This window comes from Paenibacillus sp. FSL H3-0329 (genome assembly GCF_037963285.1).
Taxonomy (GTDB): domain Bacteria; phylum Bacillota; class Bacilli; order Paenibacillales; family Paenibacillaceae; genus Paenibacillus_AQ; species Paenibacillus_AQ odorifer.
Map to the genome: position 1 here is coordinate 6193188 of NZ_CP150150.1, position 22215 is coordinate 6215402.

Annotated in this window: 22 protein-coding genes, 14 tRNA genes and 4 rRNA genes; 2 read left to right on the top strand and 38 right to left on the bottom strand. The window is 46.5% G+C overall.

Going from position 1 to position 22215, the window contains the following annotated elements; all coding sequences use genetic code 11:
- Positions 1-85: 85 nt before the first annotated feature.
- The 20 genes from NSQ66_RS27310 to NSQ66_RS27405 all read right to left on the bottom strand — a co-directional run bounded on the left by NSQ66_RS27310 (position 86) and on the right by NSQ66_RS27405 (position 7918).
- A tRNA-Pro gene (locus NSQ66_RS27310) sits at positions 86-159 on the bottom strand.
- 14 nt (positions 160-173) lie between these two features.
- Positions 174-247: transfer RNA gene (locus tag NSQ66_RS27315), tRNA-Gly, on the bottom strand.
- 11 nt (positions 248-258) lie between these two features.
- Positions 259-332: transfer RNA gene (locus tag NSQ66_RS27320), tRNA-Pro, on the bottom strand.
- 31 nt (positions 333-363) lie between these two features.
- A tRNA-Arg gene (locus tag NSQ66_RS27325) sits at positions 364-440 on the bottom strand.
- Positions 441-447: 7 nt separating this feature from the next.
- Positions 448-522, bottom strand: a tRNA-Gly gene (locus NSQ66_RS27330).
- A 6-nt stretch (positions 523-528) separates the two neighbouring features.
- Positions 529-612: transfer RNA gene (locus NSQ66_RS27335), tRNA-Leu, on the bottom strand.
- A 16-nt stretch (positions 613-628) separates the two neighbouring features.
- Positions 629-701, bottom strand: a tRNA-Lys gene (locus NSQ66_RS27340).
- A 5-nt stretch (positions 702-706) separates the two neighbouring features.
- A tRNA-Gln gene (locus tag NSQ66_RS27345) sits at positions 707-781 on the bottom strand.
- A gap of 43 nt (positions 782-824) precedes the next feature.
- Positions 825-900: transfer RNA gene (locus NSQ66_RS27350), tRNA-Val, on the bottom strand.
- A gap of 40 nt (positions 901-940) precedes the next feature.
- Positions 941-1015, bottom strand: a tRNA-Glu gene (locus tag NSQ66_RS27355).
- An 11-nt stretch (positions 1016-1026) separates the two neighbouring features.
- Positions 1027-1102 (bottom strand) — tRNA-Thr (locus NSQ66_RS27360).
- A gap of 1 nt (position 1103) precedes the next feature.
- Positions 1104-1179: transfer RNA gene (locus tag NSQ66_RS27365), tRNA-Asn, on the bottom strand.
- Positions 1180-1185: 6 nt separating this feature from the next.
- Positions 1186-1302, bottom strand: a 5S ribosomal RNA gene (gene rrf, locus NSQ66_RS27370).
- A gap of 73 nt (positions 1303-1375) precedes the next feature.
- A 23S ribosomal RNA gene (locus NSQ66_RS27375) occupies positions 1376-4302 on the bottom strand.
- Between the two features lie 139 nt (positions 4303-4441).
- Positions 4442-4517, bottom strand: a tRNA-Ala gene (locus tag NSQ66_RS27380).
- 24 nt (positions 4518-4541) lie between these two features.
- Positions 4542-4618, bottom strand: a tRNA-Ile gene (locus NSQ66_RS27385).
- Between the two features lie 46 nt (positions 4619-4664).
- Positions 4665-4781 (bottom strand): 5S ribosomal RNA (gene rrf / locus NSQ66_RS27390).
- Between the two features lie 124 nt (positions 4782-4905).
- Positions 4906-6463 (bottom strand): 16S ribosomal RNA (locus NSQ66_RS27395).
- The 16S, 23S and 5S rRNA genes sit together here with 14 tRNA genes alongside, the layout of an rRNA operon.
- A gap of 359 nt (positions 6464-6822) precedes the next feature.
- On the bottom strand, positions 6823-7053 hold the full coding sequence (locus tag NSQ66_RS27400; RefSeq protein WP_036680631.1) for a hypothetical protein: 231 nt from the start codon (positions 7051-7053) through the stop codon (positions 6823-6825).
- Between the two features lie 253 nt (positions 7054-7306).
- Positions 7307-7918: a stage II sporulation protein M gene (locus tag NSQ66_RS27405; protein ID WP_036680630.1), complete on the bottom strand. Its 612-nt coding sequence runs from the start codon at positions 7916-7918 to the stop codon at positions 7307-7309.
- A 108-nt stretch (positions 7919-8026) separates the two neighbouring features.
- Between NSQ66_RS27405 and pdaB the strand changes: the two genes are divergently transcribed.
- On the top strand, positions 8027-8830 hold the full coding sequence (gene pdaB / locus NSQ66_RS27410; protein ID WP_036680629.1) for a polysaccharide deacetylase family sporulation protein PdaB: 804 nt from the start codon (positions 8027-8029) through the stop codon (positions 8828-8830).
- Between the two features lie 50 nt (positions 8831-8880).
- Here the strand turns inward: pdaB and NSQ66_RS27415 are convergent, their stop codons facing one another.
- Positions 8881-9702, bottom strand: coding sequence for a PPK2 family polyphosphate kinase (locus NSQ66_RS27415; RefSeq protein ID WP_051491135.1), 822 nt, complete (start codon positions 9700-9702; stop codon positions 8881-8883).
- 307 nt (positions 9703-10009) lie between these two features.
- Complete coding sequence (locus NSQ66_RS27420; protein WP_036680642.1) at positions 10010-10600, bottom strand: KinB-signaling pathway activation protein; 591 nt, start codon at positions 10598-10600, stop codon at positions 10010-10012.
- Between the two features lie 131 nt (positions 10601-10731).
- Here NSQ66_RS27420 and gerD point away from each other — a divergent pair, with 131 nt between their 5' ends.
- Positions 10732-11418 carry a spore germination lipoprotein GerD gene (gene gerD / locus NSQ66_RS27425; protein ID WP_036680627.1) on the top strand — a complete coding sequence of 229 codons (687 nt, stop codon included), beginning with the start codon at positions 10732-10734 and terminating at the stop codon, positions 11416-11418.
- A gap of 59 nt (positions 11419-11477) precedes the next feature.
- Here the strand turns inward: gerD and NSQ66_RS27430 are convergent, their stop codons facing one another.
- The 16 genes from NSQ66_RS27430 to NSQ66_RS27505 form a co-directional block, all read right to left on the bottom strand.
- Positions 11478-12587, bottom strand: coding sequence for an Mrp/NBP35 family ATP-binding protein (locus NSQ66_RS27430; RefSeq protein ID WP_036680625.1), 1110 nt, complete (start codon positions 12585-12587; stop codon positions 11478-11480).
- A 90-nt stretch (positions 12588-12677) separates the two neighbouring features.
- Complete coding sequence (gene cwlD / locus NSQ66_RS27435) at positions 12678-13418, bottom strand: N-acetylmuramoyl-L-alanine amidase CwlD (protein WP_036680622.1); 741 nt, start codon at positions 13416-13418, stop codon at positions 12678-12680.
- 78 nt (positions 13419-13496) lie between these two features.
- Positions 13497-14666, bottom strand: coding sequence for a sulfate adenylyltransferase (gene sat / locus NSQ66_RS27440; protein ID WP_036680619.1), 1170 nt, complete (start codon positions 14664-14666; stop codon positions 13497-13499).
- 37 nt (positions 14667-14703) lie between these two features.
- Complete coding sequence (locus NSQ66_RS27445) at positions 14704-15396, bottom strand: phosphoadenylyl-sulfate reductase (RefSeq protein WP_036680616.1); 693 nt, start codon at positions 15394-15396, stop codon at positions 14704-14706.
- A 228-nt stretch (positions 15397-15624) separates the two neighbouring features.
- Entirely contained in the window at positions 15625-16017 is a 393-nt protein-coding gene (rpsI, locus tag NSQ66_RS27450; protein WP_025706574.1) for a 30S ribosomal protein S9, read from the bottom strand.
- 20 nt (positions 16018-16037) lie between these two features.
- A complete protein-coding gene (gene rplM, locus NSQ66_RS27455) occupies positions 16038-16475 on the bottom strand; it encodes a 50S ribosomal protein L13 (RefSeq protein ID WP_036680589.1) in 438 nt (145 codons plus the stop codon).
- Positions 16476-16704: 229 nt separating this feature from the next.
- Positions 16705-17487: a tRNA pseudouridine(38-40) synthase TruA gene (gene truA / locus NSQ66_RS27460; protein WP_036680587.1), complete on the bottom strand. Its 783-nt coding sequence runs from the start codon at positions 17485-17487 to the stop codon at positions 16705-16707.
- A gap of 319 nt (positions 17488-17806) precedes the next feature.
- On the bottom strand, positions 17807-18172 hold the full coding sequence (rplQ, locus tag NSQ66_RS27465; protein ID WP_019908254.1) for a 50S ribosomal protein L17: 366 nt from the start codon (positions 18170-18172) through the stop codon (positions 17807-17809).
- A 34-nt stretch (positions 18173-18206) separates the two neighbouring features.
- Positions 18207-19151 carry a DNA-directed RNA polymerase subunit alpha gene (locus NSQ66_RS27470; RefSeq protein WP_036680585.1) on the bottom strand — a complete coding sequence of 315 codons (945 nt, stop codon included), beginning with the start codon at positions 19149-19151 and terminating at the stop codon, positions 18207-18209.
- 130 nt (positions 19152-19281) lie between these two features.
- Positions 19282-19677, bottom strand: coding sequence for a 30S ribosomal protein S11 (gene rpsK, locus NSQ66_RS27475; protein WP_019908251.1), 396 nt, complete (start codon positions 19675-19677; stop codon positions 19282-19284).
- A 19-nt stretch (positions 19678-19696) separates the two neighbouring features.
- Positions 19697-20065, bottom strand: a complete 369-nt coding sequence (gene rpsM / locus NSQ66_RS27480) for a 30S ribosomal protein S13 (RefSeq protein ID WP_036680583.1) — start codon at positions 20063-20065, stop codon at positions 19697-19699.
- Between the two features lie 19 nt (positions 20066-20084).
- The gene (rpmJ, locus tag NSQ66_RS27485) at positions 20085-20198 is read right to left on the bottom strand and encodes a 50S ribosomal protein L36 (protein ID WP_003322638.1); all 114 of its coding nucleotides are present in this window, start codon (positions 20196-20198) and stop codon (positions 20085-20087) included.
- A gap of 53 nt (positions 20199-20251) precedes the next feature.
- A complete protein-coding gene (gene infA, locus NSQ66_RS27490; protein ID WP_036652996.1) occupies positions 20252-20467 on the bottom strand; it encodes a translation initiation factor IF-1 in 216 nt (71 codons plus the stop codon).
- Between the two features lie 2 nt (positions 20468-20469).
- Positions 20470-20778, bottom strand: coding sequence for a KOW domain-containing RNA-binding protein (locus tag NSQ66_RS27495; RefSeq protein WP_076142136.1), 309 nt, complete (start codon positions 20776-20778; stop codon positions 20470-20472).
- An 11-nt stretch (positions 20779-20789) separates the two neighbouring features.
- Positions 20790-21542: a type I methionyl aminopeptidase gene (gene map, locus NSQ66_RS27500; RefSeq protein WP_076142137.1), complete on the bottom strand. Its 753-nt coding sequence runs from the start codon at positions 21540-21542 to the stop codon at positions 20790-20792.
- A 4-nt stretch (positions 21543-21546) separates the two neighbouring features.
- Positions 21547-22191 (bottom strand): adenylate kinase, encoded by a 645-nt coding sequence (locus NSQ66_RS27505; protein ID WP_038573451.1) that lies wholly within the window; start codon positions 22189-22191, stop codon positions 21547-21549.
- Positions 22192-22215: the final 24 nt, after the last annotated feature.

Consider the following 22215-nt stretch of genomic DNA (forward strand, 5'->3'; position numbering starts at 1 on the left):
TATGATGTATTTATATGTATATTCAATACATAACAAAAAAGCCCTTACCGAAGTAAGAGCTTTTGAGCAGCGATTAAGCTGAGTATCGGGATGACACGATTTGAACATGCGACCCCCTGGTCCCAAACCAGGTGCTCTACCAAGCTGAGCTACATCCCGTTACTATAAAATTATGGAGCGGGTGATGGGAATCGAACCCACGCTATCAGCTTGGAAGGCTGAAGTTCTACCATTGAACTACACCCGCAAAGGTGAAAATCGGGATGACACGATTTGAACATGCGACCCCCTGGTCCCAAACCAGGTGCTCTACCAAGCTGAGCTACATCCCGTTATAAATACTATAATTGCTTAATAATAAAATGGCGCGCCCTGAGAGATTCGAACTCCCGGCCTTTTGATTCGTAGTCAAACGCTCTATCCAGCTGAGCTAAGGGCGCAAAATTATGGAGCGGACGACGGGAATCGAACCCGCGACCCTCGCCTTGGCAAGGCGATGCTCTACCGCTGAGCCACGTCCGCAATAAGTGGTGCGCGTGAAGGGACTTGAACCCCCACGTCGTGAAACGCCAGATCCTAAGTCTGGTGCGTCTGCCATTCCGCCACACGCGCATGATAATAATAAAAGTGAGCCATGAAGGACTCGAACCTTCGACACCCTGATTAAAAGTCAGGTGCTCTACCAACTGAGCTAATGGCTCGCACTTGGCTGGGGATATAGGATTCGAACCTATGAGTGACGGAGTCAAAGTCCGTTGCCTTACCGCTTGGCTAATCCCCATTGATGGTACCTCTATGTTGCCCATAATCTCTTAGAAAGATTATGGTGGAGGCTGAGGGGATCGAACCCCCGACCCTCTGCTTGTAAGGCAGATGCTCTCCCAGCTGAGCTAAGCCTCCATATCTATGGGACCCTCTAAGGGTAAGTACAAGTAAAAGTTGGTGACCCGTATGGGATTCGAACCCATGTTACCTCCGTGAAAGGGAGGTGTCTTAACCCCTTGACCAACGGGCCTTGCAAATCTGTGGAGCTCTCAACCGGATTCGAACCGGTGACCTCTTCCTTACCATGGAAGCACTCTACCTGCTGAGCTATGAGAGCATGGCTCCCCGAACAGGACTCGAACCTGTGACAACTCGATTAACAGTCGAGTGCTCTACCAACTGAGCTATCAGGGAATATCCGCTTGGCAACGTCCTACTCTCCCAGGACCCTTCGGTCCAAGTACCATCGGCGCTGGAGGGCTTAACGGTCGTGTTCGGGATGGGTACGTGTGGAACCCCTCCGCTATCGCCACCAAACGGGCATTTACAGCGTAAATGCTCAGGCTTGATGCCTGAAAACTGAATCCGAAACGAATCTGCATTCTACGTATAGGATAAGCCCTCGACCGATTAGTATTGGTCAGCTCCATGCATTACTGCACTTCCACCTCCAACCTATCTACCTCGTCGTCTTCAAGGGGTCTTACTAATTGGGAAATCTCATCTTGAGGGGGGCTTCACGCTTAGATGCTTTCAGCGCTTATCCCGTCCGTACGTAGCTACCCAGCCATGCTCCTGGCGGAACAACTGGTGCACCAGCGGTACGTCCATCCCGGTCCTCTCGTACTAAGGACAGCTCCTCTCAAATTTCCTGCGCCCACGACAGATAGGGACCGAACTGTCTCACGACGTTCTGAACCCAGCTCGCGTACCGCTTTAATGGGCGAACAGCCCAACCCTTGGGACCTACTTCAGCCCCAGGATGCGATGAGCCGACATCGAGGTGCCAAACCTCCCCGTCGATGTGGACTCTTGGGGGAGATAAGCCTGTTATCCCCAGGGTAGCTTTTATCCGTTGAGCGATGGCCCTTCCATGCGGTACCACCGGATCACTAAGTCCGACTTTCGTCCCTGCTCGACTTGTAGGTCTCGCAGTCAAGCTCCCTTATGCCTTTGCACTCTGCGAATGATTTCCAACCATTCTGAGGGAACCTTGGAACGCCTCCGTTACTCTTTAGGAGGCGACCGCCCCAGTCAAACTGCCCGCCTGACACGGTCCCCGTACCCGATAAGGGTACTAGGTTAGAACCTAGATACGATCAGGGTGGTATCCCAACGGCGCCTCCACCGAAGCTTGCGCTCCGATTTCTACGGCTCCCACCTATCCTGTACAGATCGTACCCAAATTCAATATCAAGCTGCAGTAAAGCTCCATGGGGTCTTTCCGTCTTGTCGCGGGTAACCTGCATCTTCACAGGTATTAAAATTTCACCGGATCTCTCGTTGAGACAGCGCCCAAGTCGTTACGCCATTCGTGCGGGTCAGAATTTACCTGACAAGGAATTTCGCTACCTTAGGACCGTTATAGTTACGGCCGCCGTTTACTGGGGCTTCGGTTCATAGCTTCGGGTTACCCCTAACCACTCCCCTTAACCTTCCAGCACCGGGCAGGCGTCAGCCCGTATACTTCGCCTTGCGGCTTCGCACAGACCTGTGTTTTTGCTAAACAGTCGCTTGGGCCTTTTCACTGCGGCCCCCTCGTGCTATTCACACTACCGGGGCACCCCTTCTCCCGAAGTTACGGGGTCATTTTGCCGAGTTCCTTAACGAGAGTTCTTCCGCGCGCCTTAGAATTCTCTTCTCGCCTACCTGTGTCGGTTTGCGGTACGGGCACCTTCTCCTGGCTAGAGGCTTTTCTTGGCAGTGTGAGATCATGACCTTCGCTACTATAATTTTCGCTCCCCATCACAGCCCAGCCTTATCGATGTGCGGATTTGCCTACACATCAGCCTCACTGCTTAGACGGACATCCATCAGTCCGCGTCACTACCCTCCTGCGTCACCCCATCGCTCATAGCGGATTACGGTGGTACAGTAATTTCAAACTGTTGTCCTTCGACTACGCCTTTCGGCCTCGCCTTAGGTCCCGACTTACCCTGAGCGGACGAGCCTTCCTCAGGAAACCTTGGGCTTTCGGCGGATCAGATTCTCACTGATCTTTTCGTTACTCATACCGGCATTCTCACTTGTGTAGTGTCCAGCGCTCTTTTCAGTACACCTTCAACCCCTACACAACGCTCCCCTACCCCAGATACATACGTATCTAGCCATAGCTTCGGTGGTGTGTTTAGCCCCGTTACATTTTCGGCGCAGAGTCACTCGACCAGTGAGCTATTACGCACTCTTTCAATGGTGGCTGCTTCTAAGCCAACATCCTGGTTGTCTGTGCAACTCCACATCCTTTCCCACTTAACACACACTTGGGGACCTTAGCTGATGGTCTGGGCTGTTTCCCTTTTGACAATGGATCTTAGCACTCACTGTCTGACTCCCGGCAATAAGTATATGGCATTCGGAGTTTGACTGAGCTTGGTAATCCTTGCGGACCCCGCACCCAATCAGTGCTCTACCTCCACTACTCTTATACCGAGGCTAGCCCTAAAGCTATTTCGGGGAGAACCAGCTATCTCCGAGTTCGATTGGAATTTCTCCGCTACCCCCACCTCATCCCCGCACTTTTCAACGTACGTGGGTTCGGGCCTCCAGTGCGTGTTACCGCACCTTCACCCTGGACAGGGGTAGATCACACGGTTTCGGGTCTACGTCCACATACTAAATCGCCCTATTCAGACTCGCTTTCGCTGCGGCTCCACCTTCTCGGCTTAACCTTGCATGTTAAACGTAACTCGCCGGTTCATTCTACAAAAGGCACGCCATCACCCATAGATCGGGCTCTGACTTTTTGTAAGCACACGGTTTCAGGTTCTATTTCACTCCCCTTCCGGGGTGCTTTTCACCTTTCCCTCACGGTACTGTTTCACTATCGGTCGCCAGGTAGTATTTAGCCTTAGCAGATGGTCCTGCTGGATTCATACGGGGTTTCACGTGCCCCGCACTACTCGGGATCCGTCTCGGAGAGAACACAGTTTAGGTTACAGGGCTTTTACCTCTATCGCGGGCCTTTCCAGACCTCTTCACCTACCATATTCCTTTGTAACTCCATGTGAGACGTCCCACAACCCCAAGAGGCAAGCCCCTTGGTTTAGGCTGTTCCGCGTTCGCTCGCCGCTACTGACGGAATCACTATTGTTTTCTCTTCCTCAGGGTACTTAGATGTTTCAGTTCCCCTGGTCTGCCTCTACACACCCTATGTATTCAGGTATGAGTAACTGCGAATTACCACAGCTGGGTTTCCCCATTCGGACACCCCCGGATCAAAGCTTGCTTACAGCTCCCCGAGGCAGTTTCGTTGTTCGCCACGTCCTTCGTCGGCTCCTGGCGCCTAGGCATCCTCCGTGTGCTCTTATTAGCTTAACCTTGATTTTTCCGAAGAAAAATCTCACTAATAACATTTACTTGTTTGCACAAGTTGCTAAAAGATGTTCTAAAACGCAAATTCGTTTCGGTATCCAGTTTTCAAGGATCAAGTTGAAAAAGTTATTCATTTAAAAATTTATGGTGGAGCCAAGCGGGATCGAACCGCTGACCTCCTGCTTGCAAGGCAGGCGCTCTCCCAGCTGAGCTATGGCCCCATAAAATTACTCTATAATGTTATATGGTGGGCCTTGGTGGACTCGAACCACCGACCTCACCCTTATCAGAGGTGCGCTCTAACCAACTGAGCTAAAAGCCCATATAACATATATAACATTGTGAATCAACCAATGAATTGGTTGTCCGCTTGGCAACGTCCTACTCTCCCAGGACCCTTCGGTCCAAGTACCATCGGCGCTGGAGGGCTTAACGGTCGTGTTCGGGATGGGTACGTGTGGAACCCCTCCGCTATCGCCACCAAACGCATACGAAAGAGACTTGCTCTTTCAAAACTGAACACGAGTGAGTATTCGAACCCGAAGGTTCTATTATGGAAGTTAAACTTCCGATTTGAATGTCTTCATTGCAGAAGACGATTCTCCATAGAAAGGAGGTGATCCAGCCGCACCTTCCGATACGGCTACCTTGTTACGACTTCACCCCAATCATCTACCCCACCTTCGGCGGCTGGCTCCCTTGCGGGTTACCCCACCGACTTCGGGTGTTGTAAACTCTCGTGGTGTGACGGGCGGTGTGTACAAGACCCGGGAACGTATTCACCGCGGCATGCTGATCCGCGATTACTAGCAATTCCGACTTCATGCAGGCGAGTTGCAGCCTGCAATCCGAACTGAGACCGGCTTTGATGGGATTGGCTCCACCTCGCGGCTTCGCTTCCCGTTGTACCGGCCATTGTAGTACGTGTGTAGCCCAGGTCATAAGGGGCATGATGATTTGACGTCATCCCCACCTTCCTCCGGTTTGTCACCGGCAGTCACTCTAGAGTGCCCAGCATTACCTGCTGGCAACTAAAGTTAAGGGTTGCGCTCGTTGCGGGACTTAACCCAACATCTCACGACACGAGCTGACGACAACCATGCACCACCTGTCTCCTCTGTCCCGAAGGCCGCTGCTATCTCTAGCAGATTCAGAGGGATGTCAAGACCTGGTAAGGTTCTTCGCGTTGCTTCGAATTAAACCACATACTCCACTGCTTGTGCGGGTCCCCGTCAATTCCTTTGAGTTTCAGTCTTGCGACCGTACTCCCCAGGCGGAGTGCTTACTGTGTTAACTTCGGCACCAAGGGTATCGAAACCCCTAACACCTAGCACTCATCGTTTACGGCGTGGACTACCAGGGTATCTAATCCTGTTTGCTCCCCACGCTTTCGCGCCTCAGCGTCAGTTACAGCCCAGAAAGTCGCCTTCGCCACTGGTGTTCCTCCACATATCTACGCATTTCACCGCTACACGTGGAATTCCACTTTCCTCTTCTGTACTCAAGCCACCCAGTTTCCAGTGCGACCTCAGGTTGAGCCCAAGGTTTAAACACCAGACTTAAATAGCCGCCTGCGCGCGCTTTACGCCCAATAATTCCGGACAACGCTTGCCCCCTACGTATTACCGCGGCTGCTGGCACGTAGTTAGCCGGGGCTTTCTTCTCAGGTACCGTCACTCCGGTAGCAGTTACTCTACCGGACGTTCTTCCCTGGCAACAGAGCTTTACGATCCGAAAACCTTCATCACTCACGCGGCGTTGCTCCGTCAGGCTTTCGCCCATTGCGGAAGATTCCCTACTGCTGCCTCCCGTAGGAGTCTGGGCCGTGTCTCAGTCCCAGTGTGGCCGTTCACCCTCTCAGGTCGGCTACGCATCGTCGCCTTGGTGGGCCGTTACCCCACCAACTAGCTAATGCGCCGCAGGCCCATCCCTCAGTGACAGATTGCTCCGTCTTTCATTCTTCTCTCAGGAGAAAAAAGAAATTATCCGGTATTAGCTACCGTTTCCGGTAGTTATCCCAGTCTGAAGGGCAGGTTGCCTACGTGTTACTCACCCGTCCGCCGCTAAGTTATTTTGAAAGCAAGCTTTCAAAATAACTCCGCTCGACTTGCATGTATTAGGCACGCCGCCAGCGTTCGTCCTGAGCCAGGATCAAACTCTCCAATTAGTATTGAAAAGAGCGATATGCTCATTTTGAAACATCTGACGAGAAAATTAATTCTCTAATTTGGATTTCACTTGCGTGATTTCCTACTCACTCGTTGTTCAGTTTTCAAAGATCAATGTCTCTCATTTCGTCGTCGTTGTTTATCAGCGGCGACCTTTATAATATATCACAGTGTTAAGCTGTTTGGCAAGTCTTTTTTTTGAAAAATCTTTTTTTTCAATTTTTCTTGCCTTCCGCTTCCCTTTTACACAAGCAAAAGGAGCGCGAGATATAATTTATCATGAGCACTCCTTTTTAGTCAAGCTATTTTATTAAATAATCTGAAAACTTTATAAAACTGTAGCAATTCTCGTATATCTTCAGTGTTTATACTGAGAAGAACGTCCACCCCATGCATACTTGGAAAGCTCTTTCTGAGGAGCGAAGCGAGCATACATCCGGAATACAGTCTTATATCTATTAGCGATGGCGTGCCTGATATTTTGGTCCAAGCGCTGATCACTCAAATCTAACAGCATCTCATCTAGTTCTTTTCTCAAAACATAATCCAGTTCCTTGCATTCCTTTTCGTTAAACAACATTCCCAACATATGCTTGGCCTCCTTCATGAAGTTGCAATTAACACCTTCTCTAAACCCCCAAAACTTTTGTGCATAAACAGTAAGTAACATCTCATGGAGAAAGCTGCCTTAAGATCCTCTTACACTAGATTAACCGGAGTCCTCTTTTTATAACCATAATTATTAAAAATTCCCTTTATGGTTTCGTGTCGATTATATACTCCTTACCTTTAGGCAATCCTTGGATGAACGCCCTTAATGTTATGCTCTATTCCCGGAAGTTTTATGATAAAAGTGAAAAAGTAATTGTACTTTCAATAATGGCTGCAACAAATAACAGGATTACAGTCCATATGGAAGCCGTAAGTGTTTGACGCATGAAAGCAGACCAGTCTGCGCTTCTCTCCTCTTTTCTATCTGTAGATCGAAATAAACTTGAAATCACTTTCCCGCCAAAATGCAGTCCAAAGGCACAAGCGATAATGATTGCCGGAATCTCTATAATCCCGTGTGGCAGTAATCCTTTTACGATTAAATCGAACAAATCCTGTCCTTGCAGTGCGGATAAATGTATCAAGTAGCCAATTACCGCTCCGTTTATAAATAAGAATATAGCTGGCAATATGCCGAACAACGCTCCCAGGAAAATAATAACCACGCCCTTGATGGCGTTATTCAAAAATATAAATACAAAGAAGTTCCATTGCGGATTAGAGGTGTCTCTTAAGTTTCCGCTGATCTCACTTAGCCCTTCCAATTGCTGAACCAATAGTTTTTCCAGACTACTTGTGGCTACCCAGCCAACAACCGCTCCTATTACGAAGAGCAGACAGGATAGCAGCAAAGCCTTGCGGATCGATTTAATATCTTTAACAAACGTGAAGAACGACAACATAAATACCTCCTGAAATTGTGATCTCTGTTTCTTAGGTCATAACCGTGCGGTACGAGCATACATTTAGAACAAACAAGCATTTCGCATGGGAGAGGAGCGCTGTCATTAATGAATTCTTTTTATGTATTCAGCGGCAAAAAGATCAAAAGGTTCATCTATATCTTCGCCGCTGTGCTTCTTGCTGCTGGAGTTGTCTATGTCGAGAGGGGTAATATCACCGTTTTTTCTGAGGCTGGACCTTCTGCCATTTACAGTGTGCCAACAGAGAAGAAGCTGATTGCCCTAACCTTCGATATTAGCTGGGGGGAAAAGAGACCCGAACCAATTTTGAAGGTACTTGAAGACAAGAAAGTGGACAAAGCCACCTTCTTCCTATCGTCACCATGGAGTAAGACTCACCCCGATATTGTAACAAGCATCAAAAACGCAGGATTCGAAATTGGCAGTCATGGCCATAAACACGTCAATTACAGCACTCTAAGTAACGAAGAGATTCGCACTCAGATCACAACGGCTCACACTGTGCTTACAGAATTAACCGGTAAAGAACCCAATCTAATTCGTATGCCTAATGGTGATTTTGACAAAAGAGTTCTGCAAGTGGCCAATGATCTTGGTTACAAAGTCATCCAGTGGGACACAGACTCTCTAGACTGGAAGAACATAGGTGTAGACAATATCGTGAAGCGTGTAACGACTAAAGCACATCCTGGTGATATCGTTCTACTGCATGCCAGCGATTCCTGCAAACAAACTCACGAAGCTCTTCCGCAAATTATCGATGAGCTCCGCAGACAAGGTTATGAATTCGTTACCGTCTCTGAGCTGATCAGCCAAAGCAACGCAGAGGGTAAAGAGGTTCGTGACTCGGCCTCACTAAATAGTGCCTTAGAGGATGCTGCTGGGCTGTAACGCTCCTCCCAATCTTAGGTACCGCAATAGATGTTGGTCTTATCCAAATATTAATGACGCGGGGAAATGAGCTCCGATATGTCGGGTGTGGGGGTATTCAGCTTCGGATAGCTCAGATCCAGACTCTCCAGTGTCTTTACAACGATGGATAAGGCCAAATAGTTGCGGTACCATTGATGATTGGCTGGTATCCAGTACCAGGGTGCTTTATCAATACTAGACTCCTTAAAAACATCTACATATGCCTCTTGGTAATCATCCCAAAACTCCCGCTCCTGTAGATCACTTGCGTCGAATTTCCAGTGTTTTTTGGGATCTTCAAGCCGTTCTTTGATTTTCTTAAGCTGCTTTTCTTTTGAAATATGCAGAAAAAGCTTGATAATTGTCGTTCCCTCTTCCACCAGCATCTCCTCAAACTGCCGTATGTAACGAAAGCGGCGCTTCAAGTCATCCTTTTTCAGTCCCCCATGTACCCGCGGTACCAATACATCTTCATAGTGTGAGCGGTTAAATGCAGAGATGTAGCCTTTAGGGGGTGTCTTTTGATGCACTCTCCATAAGAAATCGTGAGCTGCTTCCTCCAGAGAAGGTTTCTTGAAGCTGGTCACTATAAAGCCTTGTGGATTGATCCCTGAAAAAATGTGTTTAACCGTTCCATCCTTACCGCTGGAATCCATCCCTTGCAGAATTACGAGTAGTGAGTGCTTTTTCTGTGCAAAAAGAATATCTTGAAGTTCTGCCAACCGTTCCTTTAACTGCTCTGTTTTGGCTTCTGCTTCTTTTTTTGATTTAAAGTTACCTGTATCGTCCGGGTCCAGCTTGTTAAGCTGGATTTCATTTGTGTCTTTTATCATATAGCGCTTGATGTCCATATATTCCCCTCCTAAAAGTTTTGTGAGCGTTGCTACGCTTGTATTACTACGTACAAAACTCACTTCGGAAGCATCTACTTAGTTTTGTGAGCGATGCTACGCTTTGTATTACTACGTACAAAACTCGCTTCGGAAGCATCTACTTAGTTTTGTGAGCGTTGCTACACACAAAGAATCCGCTCTATTGTTCTTTAAGATTAACCTCCTCCAGCGGATTCTAATCGTTAGGATACATTCTAGAGCAAAAAACCCCGTCTTCTGAAGGCCAGAGCACGGGGTTCATGATTTGCTGAATTCGCCCCAGCCTTTATCCGGCTGCCGGCTTGAGAATACGGTGAAGCATCAAAATTTGGAATGCATTACAGGCGATGAGCGGAACAACAATAAACACTGTCGCACTATCAACACCTATACGGAGCACGCCGATAATTTCCACAATTGAAATAGCTGTCATAAAAAAGAGGGTTGGAATCCAAGCTGAGATGTTTGTACTTTTCACTTTGAAATAAGACACAATAATGGCAGCTAACAAAATAAAGATTCCTAGTATTAGATCAGACAAGACACTTCTTTCCCCGCCAACGACGGTACGCAAAAAAATCAGTTCAAGCAATGCGAGCACAGAAAGCACCAGTTGTATGTATTTCCAAATTTTTGGTGGGAAAACACCATTGCCCATGTAATTCAAAATTAGATAAGCAAAAAAACCAAGTTGCGCATAAACACTGACAAGCATACCGTAGCCGAATAGTATCAACGGGTATAAAAAGAAATCATCGACACTTTTGAAATCAATTCGGCCGTTCACGAATTGCAGTGCCAGACCTGCGATTACTGCTCCGCCCGCTCCTATTAGAAGGGTTGTCCAAAATAAATAAAACCATTTTTTTATACTCAGCCACTTCACCTCCCCTATGTCAGATTTATTTTACCAAGGATACCGACAAAACACCATTACATCAGCAACATAAATGTGTGTTAATGCGGCATAATACAACTGGAGAATCCTAATAAAGGAGGGCAGCGCCAATGAAATGGAGATTTATCGGATCTGTGGGTTTGGCTTTAAGCTTTGTTATGGCCTTAACGGCTTGCGGAAGTGAGCAGAGCAGTTCTTCTTCTGGTCAGGGCAGTTATAAAGAAATGAAGACCATGGTTATTGATATATTAAAAAGTGAAGATGGGAAAAAAGCGGTTGAGGAATCATTATCAAATTCCAGTTCTGGAGGCACCAGCGGAATGAGTATGAAAATGATGCCACTTCAAACAACAGAGGATATAAAAACCGCTGTTAAAGATACCCTCACTGCACCGGAATATCAAAAGGAAATCGAGAAAATTATGACTGATCCCAAGTTCGCAGGCGATTTTGCTAAAGCCATTCAATCACAAAGCAAAGAATTGCACCTGCAACTAATTAAAGATCCCACATATCAAAAATCCGTCGAAGAAATCATGAAGTCTCCAGAAATGATGACCATGTTTCTTAATCTAACCAAAACACCTGACTACCGAAAGCAATCCATGAAGACCATCCAGGAATCTATGCAGACTCCATTATTCCGGATGGAGGTATTGAATTTACTTAAAAAGGTCGTTCAGGACGAACTCGAGCCAAAGGAACAGAAAAAGGGCGGCGAAAGCGGCGATAAACAGGAAGGCAGCGGCAGCGGTGGTGAAAGTGGCAGCGGTAGCGGCGATGATTCAAGCACATAACAAAAAAGAGGCCTTATCCCACCTAACAAAGTGGGACGGCCTCTTTTTATGCACAATAATTAGTGCTCATATTTCGCAATCAGCTTTTCGGCGATATCAGCAAACAACAAGGCAGTTGGTGTGTCTTCCTTGTATACAGAAGGTGAGAAATCCGGTTCAGAAATATGGTTGTCCGGTGCGCCCAATGGAACTTGTGCAAGCAGCTCCGTATGGAGTGTCTCCGCAAGCCGCGCGCCTCCACCTCTGCCAAAAATATAATCTTTTTTACCACAGTCTTTACACTCATAATAAGCCATGTTCTCAATGACTCCAATAATCTCATGTTCTGTCTGCAGAGCCATAGAGCCCGCTCTAGCCGCCACAAACGCTGCGGTAGCATGAGGGGTCGTAACAATAATCTCTTTGCTGTGAGGGAGCATCTGATGTACGTCAAGCGCCACATCACCTGTACCTGGAGGAAGATCAAGCAGCATATAATCAAGTTCTCCCCAGCCCACATCACCAAAGAATTGGCGCAGCATTTTGCCAAGCATAGGTCCCCGCCAAATTACCGGACTATTCTCACGGATAAAGAAGCCCATAGACATGACCTTCACTCCGAAACGTTCCACAGGAATAATGATTCCCTCTTCTACAACGGGGCCCTCTTCGATTCCCATCATATCAGGGATGCTAAACCCATAAATGTCCGCATCAATCAATCCAACCTTTTTACCTTTTCTAGCCAGAGCTACTGCCAAATTCACAGTAACCGTAGACTTTCCAACCCCGCCTTTACCACTGGCAATGGCGATAAAGTTAACACCAGAGTTCTCATTGATTAATTCATGATCGTCAAGGCCTGCTGCATGTCCCTTAAGTTTCCCCGGTTCATCAGCCAATGGCTCTTCCCCAGCACTCTCTCCGCGAAGCAGAGCACGTTCATAATCGGTTGCATCACGCAGCCGGATATGTACATTAGTGACTCCACCCGCTTCAAGCAACTCACGAACCTGTTGTTCTAGGTCCATGCGACTTTGCTCTTCAGGATCCAGACATACGATTGACAAAGAAATACGATCTTCTTTAATCATAATGTCACGGATCAGCTGTAGTTCCACAAGGCTTTTTCCGGTTTCCGGGTCTGTTAATGACTGCAGTATTTCCTGGATATGTTCCCTAGTCAGCATGGAAAGCACCTCTGTTTCCTTTCCGGAGGAGAATTCTTCCGGAGTTTTTGTCTATTATAGCATTACCCATCTCCTGATGAGTAGTCCCGGCTACTCGGAAGCATAACGAAGAATGCCACGATATATGCTAGTCGCTACCTTGCGTTGATAAACATCATCTCCGAGCAGAACTGATTCCTGAGGGTGCGACAAGAAACCGACCTCTACAAGGATCGCAGGTATTTTTAATGCTTTTAGTAGATAAACAGTATTTACAGTCTTAGCTACACGATCAGTATTCTCCAGTGTAATCTTCAGCTCACTCTGTACAAACTCTGCGATAGCTTTATTATCCTTGTGATTGGGATAGTAAAAGGTCTGCGCCCCGCTCCATCGGTTCGAAGGCACGCTGTTCATGTGAACGCTTATAAAAAGATCTGCGCCCTTCTCTTCAATGCTTCTTACTCTTTGCTTAAGATCTTCAGTCTTGCGCTTAGAATAGCCCTTAGTGCCCTCCTGAGCCAAATCATAATCCCCTTCACGGGTCATCACAACAATAGCCCCTGCCTGTTGCAGGTAATCACGTAAATAAAGAGAGACCGCGAGATTAATGTCTTTCTCAATTAGCCCTTCCCGGCTAACTGCCCCTCCATCTGCTCCCCCATGTCCAGCGTCGATAGCGATCACTTTACCAGACAAAGGCAGACTCCAATAATTTAACGTTTTGGCAGTAGGCATGTCATACGCTATAATGCCGATCATTATAGCCAGCAGTGTTGCGCCCAGCATACATTTTTTGATACTGCTCCATGAGATCCAGACCGAGACTTTACTGTGTTTTCGGCCAGACATAACAAAGACCCCCTCGTCCCGATAGATAATACTCATCTATATGGGACAAGAAGGCCAAATAGTACTAGATAACGATGATTAAGCTGTTACTTCTTGAGTCATCCCTTCAATTAGAATCTGCGCAACCTCAGGTCGCGTAAATTCAGGAGGTGGACATTGACCCTCCCGAAGCAAAGCCCGTACCTTTGTACCCGACAAAGTCATATGATCGTCGCCAGGATGCGGGCAGGTTTTACTGGAAGCCATATTTCCGCATTTTTTACAGAAGAAGCTGTGTTCAAAAAATAATGGAGTAATATCAAGTTCCTCAGCGGTAAAATTCGCGAAAATTTCTTGTGCTTCATAAGTTCCGTAGTAATCGCCTACGCCCGCATGGTCACGTCCGACAATAAAATGAGTGCAGCCGTAATTTTTGCGAACCATAGCATGAAAAATTGCTTCTCTCGGACCTGCATAACGCATGGCTGCTGGGAAAACACCTAGAAAGGTACGATCCTCAGGATAATAATTCTCCAAAAGCTCCAGGTAGCTCTTCATTCGTACATTTGCCGGTACATCATCAGACTTCGTCTCACCCACAAGCGGGTTTAAGAACAGAGCGTCTACAACCTCCATAGCGCACTTCTGAATATATTCATGTGCACGATGAACTGGGTTACGCGTCTGGAAGCCTACAACTGTTCTCCAGCCTTTGTCTGCAAATATCTTACGTGTAGCTGAAGGGTCAAAATAAAATTCTCCGAACTTTTCTGGCTGTGGTCTATTCAGCACTGTAATTGGTCCTCCTACATAGGTAGCCGGGCGGGCCAACAGCTTACTTACTCCTGGATGTTCAGGGTCTGTTGTTTTGAATACATTTTGCGCTTCAAGGTTTTGATCAACCGTATAAATACTCTCAATATCCAATAAACCGTAGATCTCGCCATCCTCTTCACCGATTAGAGATACTTTGTCTCCAATAGCTAAACCAGAGACCACACCCTCTTCTACAGCAAGTGTTATTGGAATGCTCCACACTGTGCCATCTTCTAAACGCATGTTTTTTACTACGGAGTGATAATCTTGTTCATTCAAAAATCCAGTTAGTGGAGAAAATGCACCTACCGCTATTAGATCCAAATCAGATAAAGTCCAGGTGTTCACGGCAATCGCCTTATATTCACGTGCAAGCTGCAGCAATTCTTCTCTTTCTTTACCCTCTACTACACGGTTAACTAATGTTCCGCCATGCGGACGTATTGAAGTCATTATCGTCTCTCCTTCTGGGTTCTCACGGGGATAGGTCTTACTTGTGTAATCCGCACTCAGTCTTCTCTGATCCAGCCCAACGTCCAGCACGCGGATCTTCACCAGGCATAACCTGACGTGTACATTGCTCACAGCCGATACTTGGATAGTTACGGTCATGTAGAGGGTTATAAATTACATCATTTTCACGAATATAGTTCCATACATCCTCAGTTGTCCAATCCGCAATTGGATTAAACTTAACCAAACCAAATTTATAATCATACTCAACCTTTTTGGCATTAGCACGGGTAGGCGCTTGGTCACGACGAATGCCTGTAATCCAAGCTTCATATTGAGATAGGATACGAGTCAGCGGCTCTACTTTACGAATCCCACAACATTGGTTAGGATCTACTGTCCATAACGCATCACCGTGTTGAAGTGCTTGCTCCTGCGGAGTGATTTGTGGAGACACTCGTACGAACTCCAGCCCGTATTTATCCGCCATCAAATCTCTGGTCTCATAGGTTTCCTTAAAATGATAATCTGTATCGAGATAAAAGACGTCTGTAGACGGACTAACTTTGTGAAGCATATCAACTAGCACTACATCTTCGGCACCAAAGCTGCAGGCAAAAGTAATGTTAGGAAATGTTTCTACAGCCCAGCGGATAATTTCCTCGGGTGAAGCAGTTTCTAATTCTTCGGCCTTAACTTTGATTAAATCCTCTTTCTCGAGCAGGTTCATTAAGGTATTCCTCCATCCAAAATATTAATCGTATGAATAAATGAGGTAAAAGAAGTAATAAAACCAACTAATTCTATATGAAATAGTATATAACTTTTACTGAGGAAGTCAATGCGTTTCAACCGTTAGAATTAGTAAATAGATGCAAAAAAAGCCCATTTCTTGTGGAAAGGGGCAATAAAAAATAAAACCCTCGGCCATAAGGCCAAGGGTTGAATTCTGTAGATATTAACGTTTCGAGAACTGAGGCGCACGACGTGCAGCCTTCAAGCCGTATTTCTTACGTTCCTTCATACGTGGGTCACGAGTCAGGAAGCCGGCTTTCTTCAATGCACCGCGATATTCAGGGTCAACTTTAAGCAATGCACGGGAGATACCGTGACGAATTGCTCCAGCTTGACCGGAAATGCCGCCACCATGTGCAAGAACGATTACATCGTAGTTGCCCAGTGTTTCAGTCAGGTTCAAAGGTTGTTTTACGATCATTTTCAGTGTTTCCACACCGAAATATTCGTCCATCTCACGTTTGTTAATGACAATGCGTCCTTCACCCGGTACAAGGCGAACACGTGCTACCGAATGTTTACGACGACCTGTCCCATAGTATTGTACTTGTGCCATGAAACTGTCCTCCTCTATTCTTATCCGCGAAGTTCGTAAACTTCAGGTTTTTGTGCTGCATGTGGATGCTCGGCGCCTGCATATACTTTCAATCTCAGCTTCATGTGGTCCCCTTGACGAGTCTTAGGAATCATACCATGAACCGCGAATTCAATTACGCGTTCTGGTTTAGTGTTCAGCAGAGTTTCAGCATTAGTAACTTTCAAACCACCTGGGTGCATCGAGTGACGGTAGTATTTTTTGTTTTGCAATTTCTTACCGGTCAAGTGAATTTTCTCAGCGTTGATTACGATAACGAAATCTCCTGTATCAACGTGTGGAGTGAATTGCGGTTTGTGTTTGCCACGGATCAAAGCAGCGGCTTCGCTGGCCAAACGACCGAGTGTTTTGCCTTCGGCATCAATAATGTGCCAATTGCGTTCAACTTCGTTCGGCTTCGCCATATAGGTGGTACGCATGAATGTTTCCTCCTTGTTCTCGTACGAAAATCTTCTGTTTCGTATATCTTGTTTCTCATTGAATTACGATTATGTGAGTTAAGCAAAGCATTTTTTTGGCATTTTCCTGATCGGGGCTGTGGGATAGCCATCAAGAAAACACAACTTTTATATTACAGTATAAACATAACAAGTGCAAGTGATTTTTAAACATTTAGCCTATTAATTAGGAAGAAATTTATAGAAAAAACTATTCACTTTCAATCTCGTCATATTCAACACTCCACAAAGCTAACCCCATGGCCACAGCTGTTGGACCAGCATGTGATCGATCACATGCTGCCAATATTTCAGCAACCTTATCAGCAGGTATTTTACCTTCCCCCACATGGATCAAAGTCCCCATAATAATGCGAACCATGTGCTGAAGAAATCCACTACCCGTTATATAAGTATGGATAACTCCTTGATCTGATGAAGAGGGTCGGCACATACTGCGATCTACTTCCATATGAGCTTCAAAGATCGTTCGTACATGAGAAGTCTTCGTAGACCGTCGTGATGCAAACGAAGTGAAGTCATGTGTCCCTATAATTTGCGTTAAGCCTTGCTGCATCGCAGGAATGTCCAACTTCACTGGATGGTGAAGCTGCCAGCGCCGTTGAAACGGATCTGGAAACCTATTGCCATTAATCGTGTATCGGTAAGTTTTACGCTTAGCCCCTCTACGAGAGTGAAACGTTAGCGGAACTTCCCTAGCCTCTGTAACCACGATGTCTTGTGGCAGCCGGGCATTAAGCGCTAGACACCAACGTTCAGTTGGGATTCGAGAGGAGGTTGTAAAGTTAAAAGGCTGGCCATAGGCATGTACTCCGGCATCTGTGCGGCCTGAAGCAGTAATCTTAAGCTTCTCACCTGTCAGATGGAGTATGGCTTGCTCCAGCCGATCCTGAATCGTATTGCCCTGAGGCTGGGTCTGAAAGCCATCATAATTCGTTCCGTCATAATTGACCTTCATCAATAGATTACGCATTCCGTTCTCCTTTTTAAACCGGTCAGCAGAACGTCGATCGAAGCACTGTCTGATCTTCTATTTGAAGAAATGGCTTCGCCGTCCCTAGTAGGACGGCATCCATTTTTCATATATAGAACTAAAAGAGTCCTATAGGATCCTTAATTTCAAAAAAAAGAGCCCCTGCGGGAGCTCCTTCAATTGAACCAAGGTGATTCCCACGGTTATTAGTACAGCAGAGTCTTGCGCCTCTGCAGCACAATAACGCTGATATTTCCCCCATCTTTACTCCAAAGAGGGCTGGATGAAAGGGAAGCATCGGAAATCAATACTTGTGATACTACGCGCGGTCTACCAATTCAAGATAAACCATAGGCGCAGCGTCGCCACGACGAGGTCCTAGTTTAAGGATACGAGTGTATCCACCTGGACGCTCAGTGTAACGAGGAGCAATGTCAGAGAACAATTTTTGAATTGCATCTTGTTCACCATCAACAGTCTCGCGGCGAACAAATGCAGCTACTTGACGACGAGCATGAAGATCACCTTTTTTAGCTTTAGTGATCAGCTTTTCAGCGATAGAACGAACTTCTTTCGCTTTAGCTTCCGTTGTTTGGATGCGCTCGTATAAAAACAGATCCGTTACCATGTCGCGAAATAACGCTTTACGCGCACTGGAATCACGGCCCAATTTTTGGTATGCCATTGTGTTTTCCCTCCTTTACTAAAGCAATCTGCAGCTATTCTTCTGTGCGGAGACCCAAACCAAGTTCCTCAAGCTTTTCCTGAACTTCTTCCAAAGATTTACGACCAAGGTTACGCACCTTCATCATATCTTCTTCAGTCTTCGTGGTAAGCTCTTGTACGGTATTAATACCAGCACGTTTGAGGCAGTTGTAGGAACGAACAGAAAGATCAAGCTCTTCGATTGTCATCTCAAGTACTTTTTCTTTTTTGTCTTCTTCTTTTTCAACCATAATTTCGGCGTCTTTCGCTTCGTCCGTAAGACCTACGAACAGAACGAGGTGCTCGTTCAAAATTTTGGCTCCGAGGCTTACAGCCTCTTCCGGTCTGATACTTCCATCCGTCCAAATTTCAAGCGTCAATTTGTCGTAGTTGGTCACTTGACCAACACGTGTATTGTCTATGCCGTAGTTAACGCGTGAAATTGGAGTGTAGATGGAGTCAACTGGAATAACACCAATTGGCTGATCGTCACGTTTGTTCCGGTCTGCTTGGACATAGCCGCGACCACGGCCTGCAAAAATACGCATATGAAGTCTCGCACCAGGTCCCAGCGTTGCAATGTGAAGATCCGGATTGAGGATCTCAACATCGCTGTCCGCACGGATATCACCTGCGGTAACGATGCCTTCCCCTTCAGCATCAATCTCGAACACTTTTTCCTCGTCTGAATGAATCTTCAGAGACAAGGCTTTAAGGTTCAGAATGATTTCCGTCACATCTTCCATTACGCCTGGAACGGTCGAGAACTCATGCAGAACGCCGTCAATTTGGACCGAAGTCACTGCGGCTCCTGGAAGCGAAGAAAGCAATATCCGGCGAAGCGAGTTCCCCAGAGTCGTGCCATACCCACGTTCCAGCGGTTCAACTACGAATTTCCCATAGGTACCTTCATCATTAGCTTCTACGGTCTCAATCTTCGGCTTTTCGATTTCTATCACGAGTTTACCCCTCCTTCAACGTCGCTCCTATATGAAACTGTCACCCCATCAGGTGCATCATGTAGTATGCCTAAACACCTATTATTAGCAGATGCGTCAGAATTATACCACATTCACAATACTGATTTCACTATACGCGACGACGCTTAGGCGGACGGCATCCATTGTGAGGAACCGGAGTTACGTCTTTAATAAGGTTAACTTCAAGCCCTGCAGCTTGAAGGGAACGGATGGCTGCTTCGCGGCCCGCGCCCGGTCCTTTAACCATAACCTCAACCGACTTCATGCCGTGCTCCATAGCTGCTTTAGCTGCTGATTCAGCTGCCATTTGCGCTGCGAATGGAGTGGACTTACGGGAACCTTTAAATCCTTGGCCGCCGGAGCTTGCCCAGGAAATTGCATTTCCGTGAGGATCCGTGATGGTAACGATGGTGTTGTTGAACGTGGAACGAATATGTGCCACGCCGGATTCGATATTTTTACGGTCGCGACGTTTGGTACGTACGACTTTTTTCGGTTTAGCCATTGTCTCTTATCCCCCCTTATTATTTCTTTTTGTTTGCTACCGTACGACGCGGGCCTTTCCGGGTACGGGCATTCGTTTTAGTACGTTGACCGCGAACAGGCAATCCACGACGGTGGCGAACACCGCGGTAACAGCCGATCTCAGTAAGACGTTTAATATTTAAGGAAATTTCACGACGCAGGTCACCTTCAACCTTAACCGTTTTGTCGATCGTTTCACGCAGTTTGCTGACTTCATCTTCCGTCAAATCACGGACACGTGTATTAGCGCTAATGCCTGTTTCATTAAGAATTTTCTGAGAAGTCGTTTTACCGATTCCGAAAATATAAGTCAAGGCGATCTCAACGCGTTTGTCACGTGGCAAATCCACTCCAGCTATACGAGCCATTTTACGCTACACCCCCTTCTTAACCTTGTTTTTGTTTGTGTTTCGGATTTTCGCAAATCACCATAACAGTCCCTTTGCGGCGGATTACTTTACATTTCTCGCAAATGGGCTTTACAGAAGGTCTTACCTTCATGTTAATTACCTCCTCAAAGTTTTGCGAAGCAAAACTTTTTTCGTAGTTCCCATCTATTTACGGTAAGTTATACGACCTTTTGATAAATCATAAGGCGATAACTGCACGACCACTTTGTCTCCGGTCAAAATACGGATAAAGTGCATCCGCAATTTACCGGATACATGGGCAAGTATTTGATGACCGTTCTCAAGCTCAACCTTAAACGTTGCGTTTGGCAACGGTTCAAGGACAGTACCTTCTACTTCGATGACATCTTCCTTAGCCACAGTTAGTCTCCTTTCTCATCAGCACTTATTCCGGTGGGTCCAGCATACTTCATGACTGCGAATCGCAGCTTTCCGTTTGTTACCCGTCCAGTTTCCTTCAAACTGTCCACAACCTCACTGCTGATGAAGGGTATGAGCTCAAGATGAAGAATATTCTTCTTCTTTGGCCCATCAAACTTACGTTTGTCTCCATCTGCAATGTATACAAATCTGCTATCAACAACTGCGATAACAACGGCTACCTCTCCGGCATCTTTGCCTTTGAGAATTCTCACTAATTGACCAACCTGCGGGCTGCTCACAGTATTCAAGAGGAGATCACCTACGCATTCAGTTTTGTGAAAATTTCCATGCCGTCCGGAGTAACTGCTACTGTATGCTCGAAGTGAGCACATAGTGAGCCATCAACCGTAACGACAGTCCAGTTATCTTCCAGTGTTCTGACATGTCTCTTTCCTGCGTTTACCATCGGCTCAATCGCGAGCACCATACCCGGTTTCAGACGTGGTCCGCGGTCCGCTATGCCATAATTCGGAATTTGCGGTTCTTCATGCAGTTTTGCCCCAATACCATGACCAACATACTCACGTACGACTGAGAAACCAGCCTCTTCGATGTATTGCTGAATAGCATGGGAGATTGTAAACAAGCGCACATCCGGCTTAACTAACGCCAGTCCCGCGTACAAGGAGCCTTCCGTAACGTCCAGCAAACGCTGAGCCTCTTCGGAAATGCTGCCCACACCGTAGGTCCAGGCATAATCACCGTGATAACCGCGGTACTCTGCACCGATATCCAGCGTAACAATATCGCCTTCGATCAGTTTACGTTTACCTGGAAATCCATGCACCAATTGTTCGTTGACTGAAGCGCAAATGCTGGCAGGAAAACCGTTGTAGCCTTTGAAAGACGGCACAGCATCTTGACTGCGAATGTATTGATCGGCGATTCTGTCGAGCTCGCCCGTTGTAATGCCAGGTTCAATGGTCTGAGCAATAAGACGGTGACTCTCGGCAACAATTCGACCAGCTTCCCTCATAAAGGCAAGTTCCTGTTCGGATTTACAAATGATCATTACATTAACCCCGCATTAAAGACACGATTTCAGAAGTAACGACATTAATTTCGTTTTCCCCGTTTACCTGACGCAAAAGACCTTTATTATCATAAAACGCAAGCAGCGGCGCTGTTTTATTATCATACTCATCCAGGCGCTTGCCTACACTTTCTTCGTTGTCATCCGGACGTTGATATAATTCACCGCCATCAATGTCGCAAATGCCATCTTGCTTCGGCGGGTTGAAGATTAAATGGTAGGATGCTCCGCAAACGCTGCAGATACGACGTCCAGTAAGACGCGCCATTAGCAATCCACGGTCAACATTCAAGTTGATGACATGATCCAAAGATGTGTTCAAACGGCTAAGAATATCATCCAGCGCTTCCGCTTGCGAAAGAGTTCTTGGAAAACCATCCAATAGAAATCCTTTTTCGCAATCGGACTGCTGCAACCGTTCTTCGACTATCCCAATGGTCACATCATCTGGTACAAGCAAACCTTGATCTATAAATGATTTGGCCTTCAATCCTACCGGAGTTTCCTGTTTGATTGCCAAACGGAAAGCATCTCCTGTCGAAATATGAGGAATACCAAATTCTTTAACGATTTCTGCCGCTTGTGTTCCCTTGCCTGCCCCAGGAGGGCCCATGAATAAAATGTTCACGATTTCTCTCTCCCCCCAAAAGTT

Excerpts from the sequence above, each read along its gene's own strand:
- pdaB (WP_036680629.1), top strand. The coding sequence starts at position 8,027 with ATGAATTCTTTTTATGTATTCAGCGGCAAAAAGATCAAAAGGTTCATC.
- rpsM (WP_036680583.1), bottom strand. The coding sequence starts at position 20,065 with ATGGCTCGTATAGCTGGAGTGGATTTGCCACGTGACAAACGCGTTGAG.
- NSQ66_RS27415 (WP_051491135.1), bottom strand. The coding sequence starts at position 9,702 with ATGGACATCAAGCGCTATATGATAAAAGACACAAATGAAATCCAGCTT.
- NSQ66_RS27400 (WP_036680631.1), bottom strand. The coding sequence starts at position 7,053 with ATGTTGGGAATGTTGTTTAACGAAAAGGAATGCAAGGAACTGGATTAT.
- NSQ66_RS27405 (WP_036680630.1), bottom strand. The coding sequence starts at position 7,918 with ATGTTGTCGTTCTTCACGTTTGTTAAAGATATTAAATCGATCCGCAAG.
- rplM (WP_036680589.1), bottom strand. The coding sequence starts at position 16,475 with ATGCGTACCACCTATATGGCGAAGCCGAACGAAGTTGAACGCAATTGG.
- cwlD (WP_036680622.1), bottom strand. The coding sequence starts at position 13,418 with ATGTCTGGCCGAAAACACAGTAAAGTCTCGGTCTGGATCTCATGGAGC.
- sat (WP_036680619.1), bottom strand. The coding sequence starts at position 14,666 with ATGACTTCAATACGTCCGCATGGCGGAACATTAGTTAACCGTGTAGTA.
- truA (WP_036680587.1), bottom strand. The coding sequence starts at position 17,487 with ATGCGTAATCTATTGATGAAGGTCAATTATGACGGAACGAATTATGAT.
- rplQ (WP_019908254.1), bottom strand. The coding sequence starts at position 18,172 with ATGGCATACCAAAAATTGGGCCGTGATTCCAGTGCGCGTAAAGCGTTA.
- rpmJ (WP_003322638.1), bottom strand. The coding sequence starts at position 20,198 with ATGAAGGTAAGACCTTCTGTAAAGCCCATTTGCGAGAAATGTAAAGTA.
- NSQ66_RS27430 (WP_036680625.1), bottom strand. The coding sequence starts at position 12,587 with ATGCTGACTAGGGAACATATCCAGGAAATACTGCAGTCATTAACAGAC.
- rpsK (WP_019908251.1), bottom strand. The coding sequence starts at position 19,677 with ATGGCTAAACCGAAAAAAGTCGTACGTACCAAACGTCGCGACCGTAAA.
- NSQ66_RS27445 (WP_036680616.1), bottom strand. The coding sequence starts at position 15,396 with ATGAACCTGCTCGAGAAAGAGGATTTAATCAAAGTTAAGGCCGAAGAA.
- rpsI (WP_025706574.1), bottom strand. The coding sequence starts at position 16,017 with ATGGCACAAGTACAATACTATGGGACAGGTCGTCGTAAACATTCGGTA.
- map (WP_076142137.1), bottom strand. The coding sequence starts at position 21,542 with ATGATCATTTGTAAATCCGAACAGGAACTTGCCTTTATGAGGGAAGCT.
- gerD (WP_036680627.1), top strand. The coding sequence starts at position 10,732 with ATGAAATGGAGATTTATCGGATCTGTGGGTTTGGCTTTAAGCTTTGTT.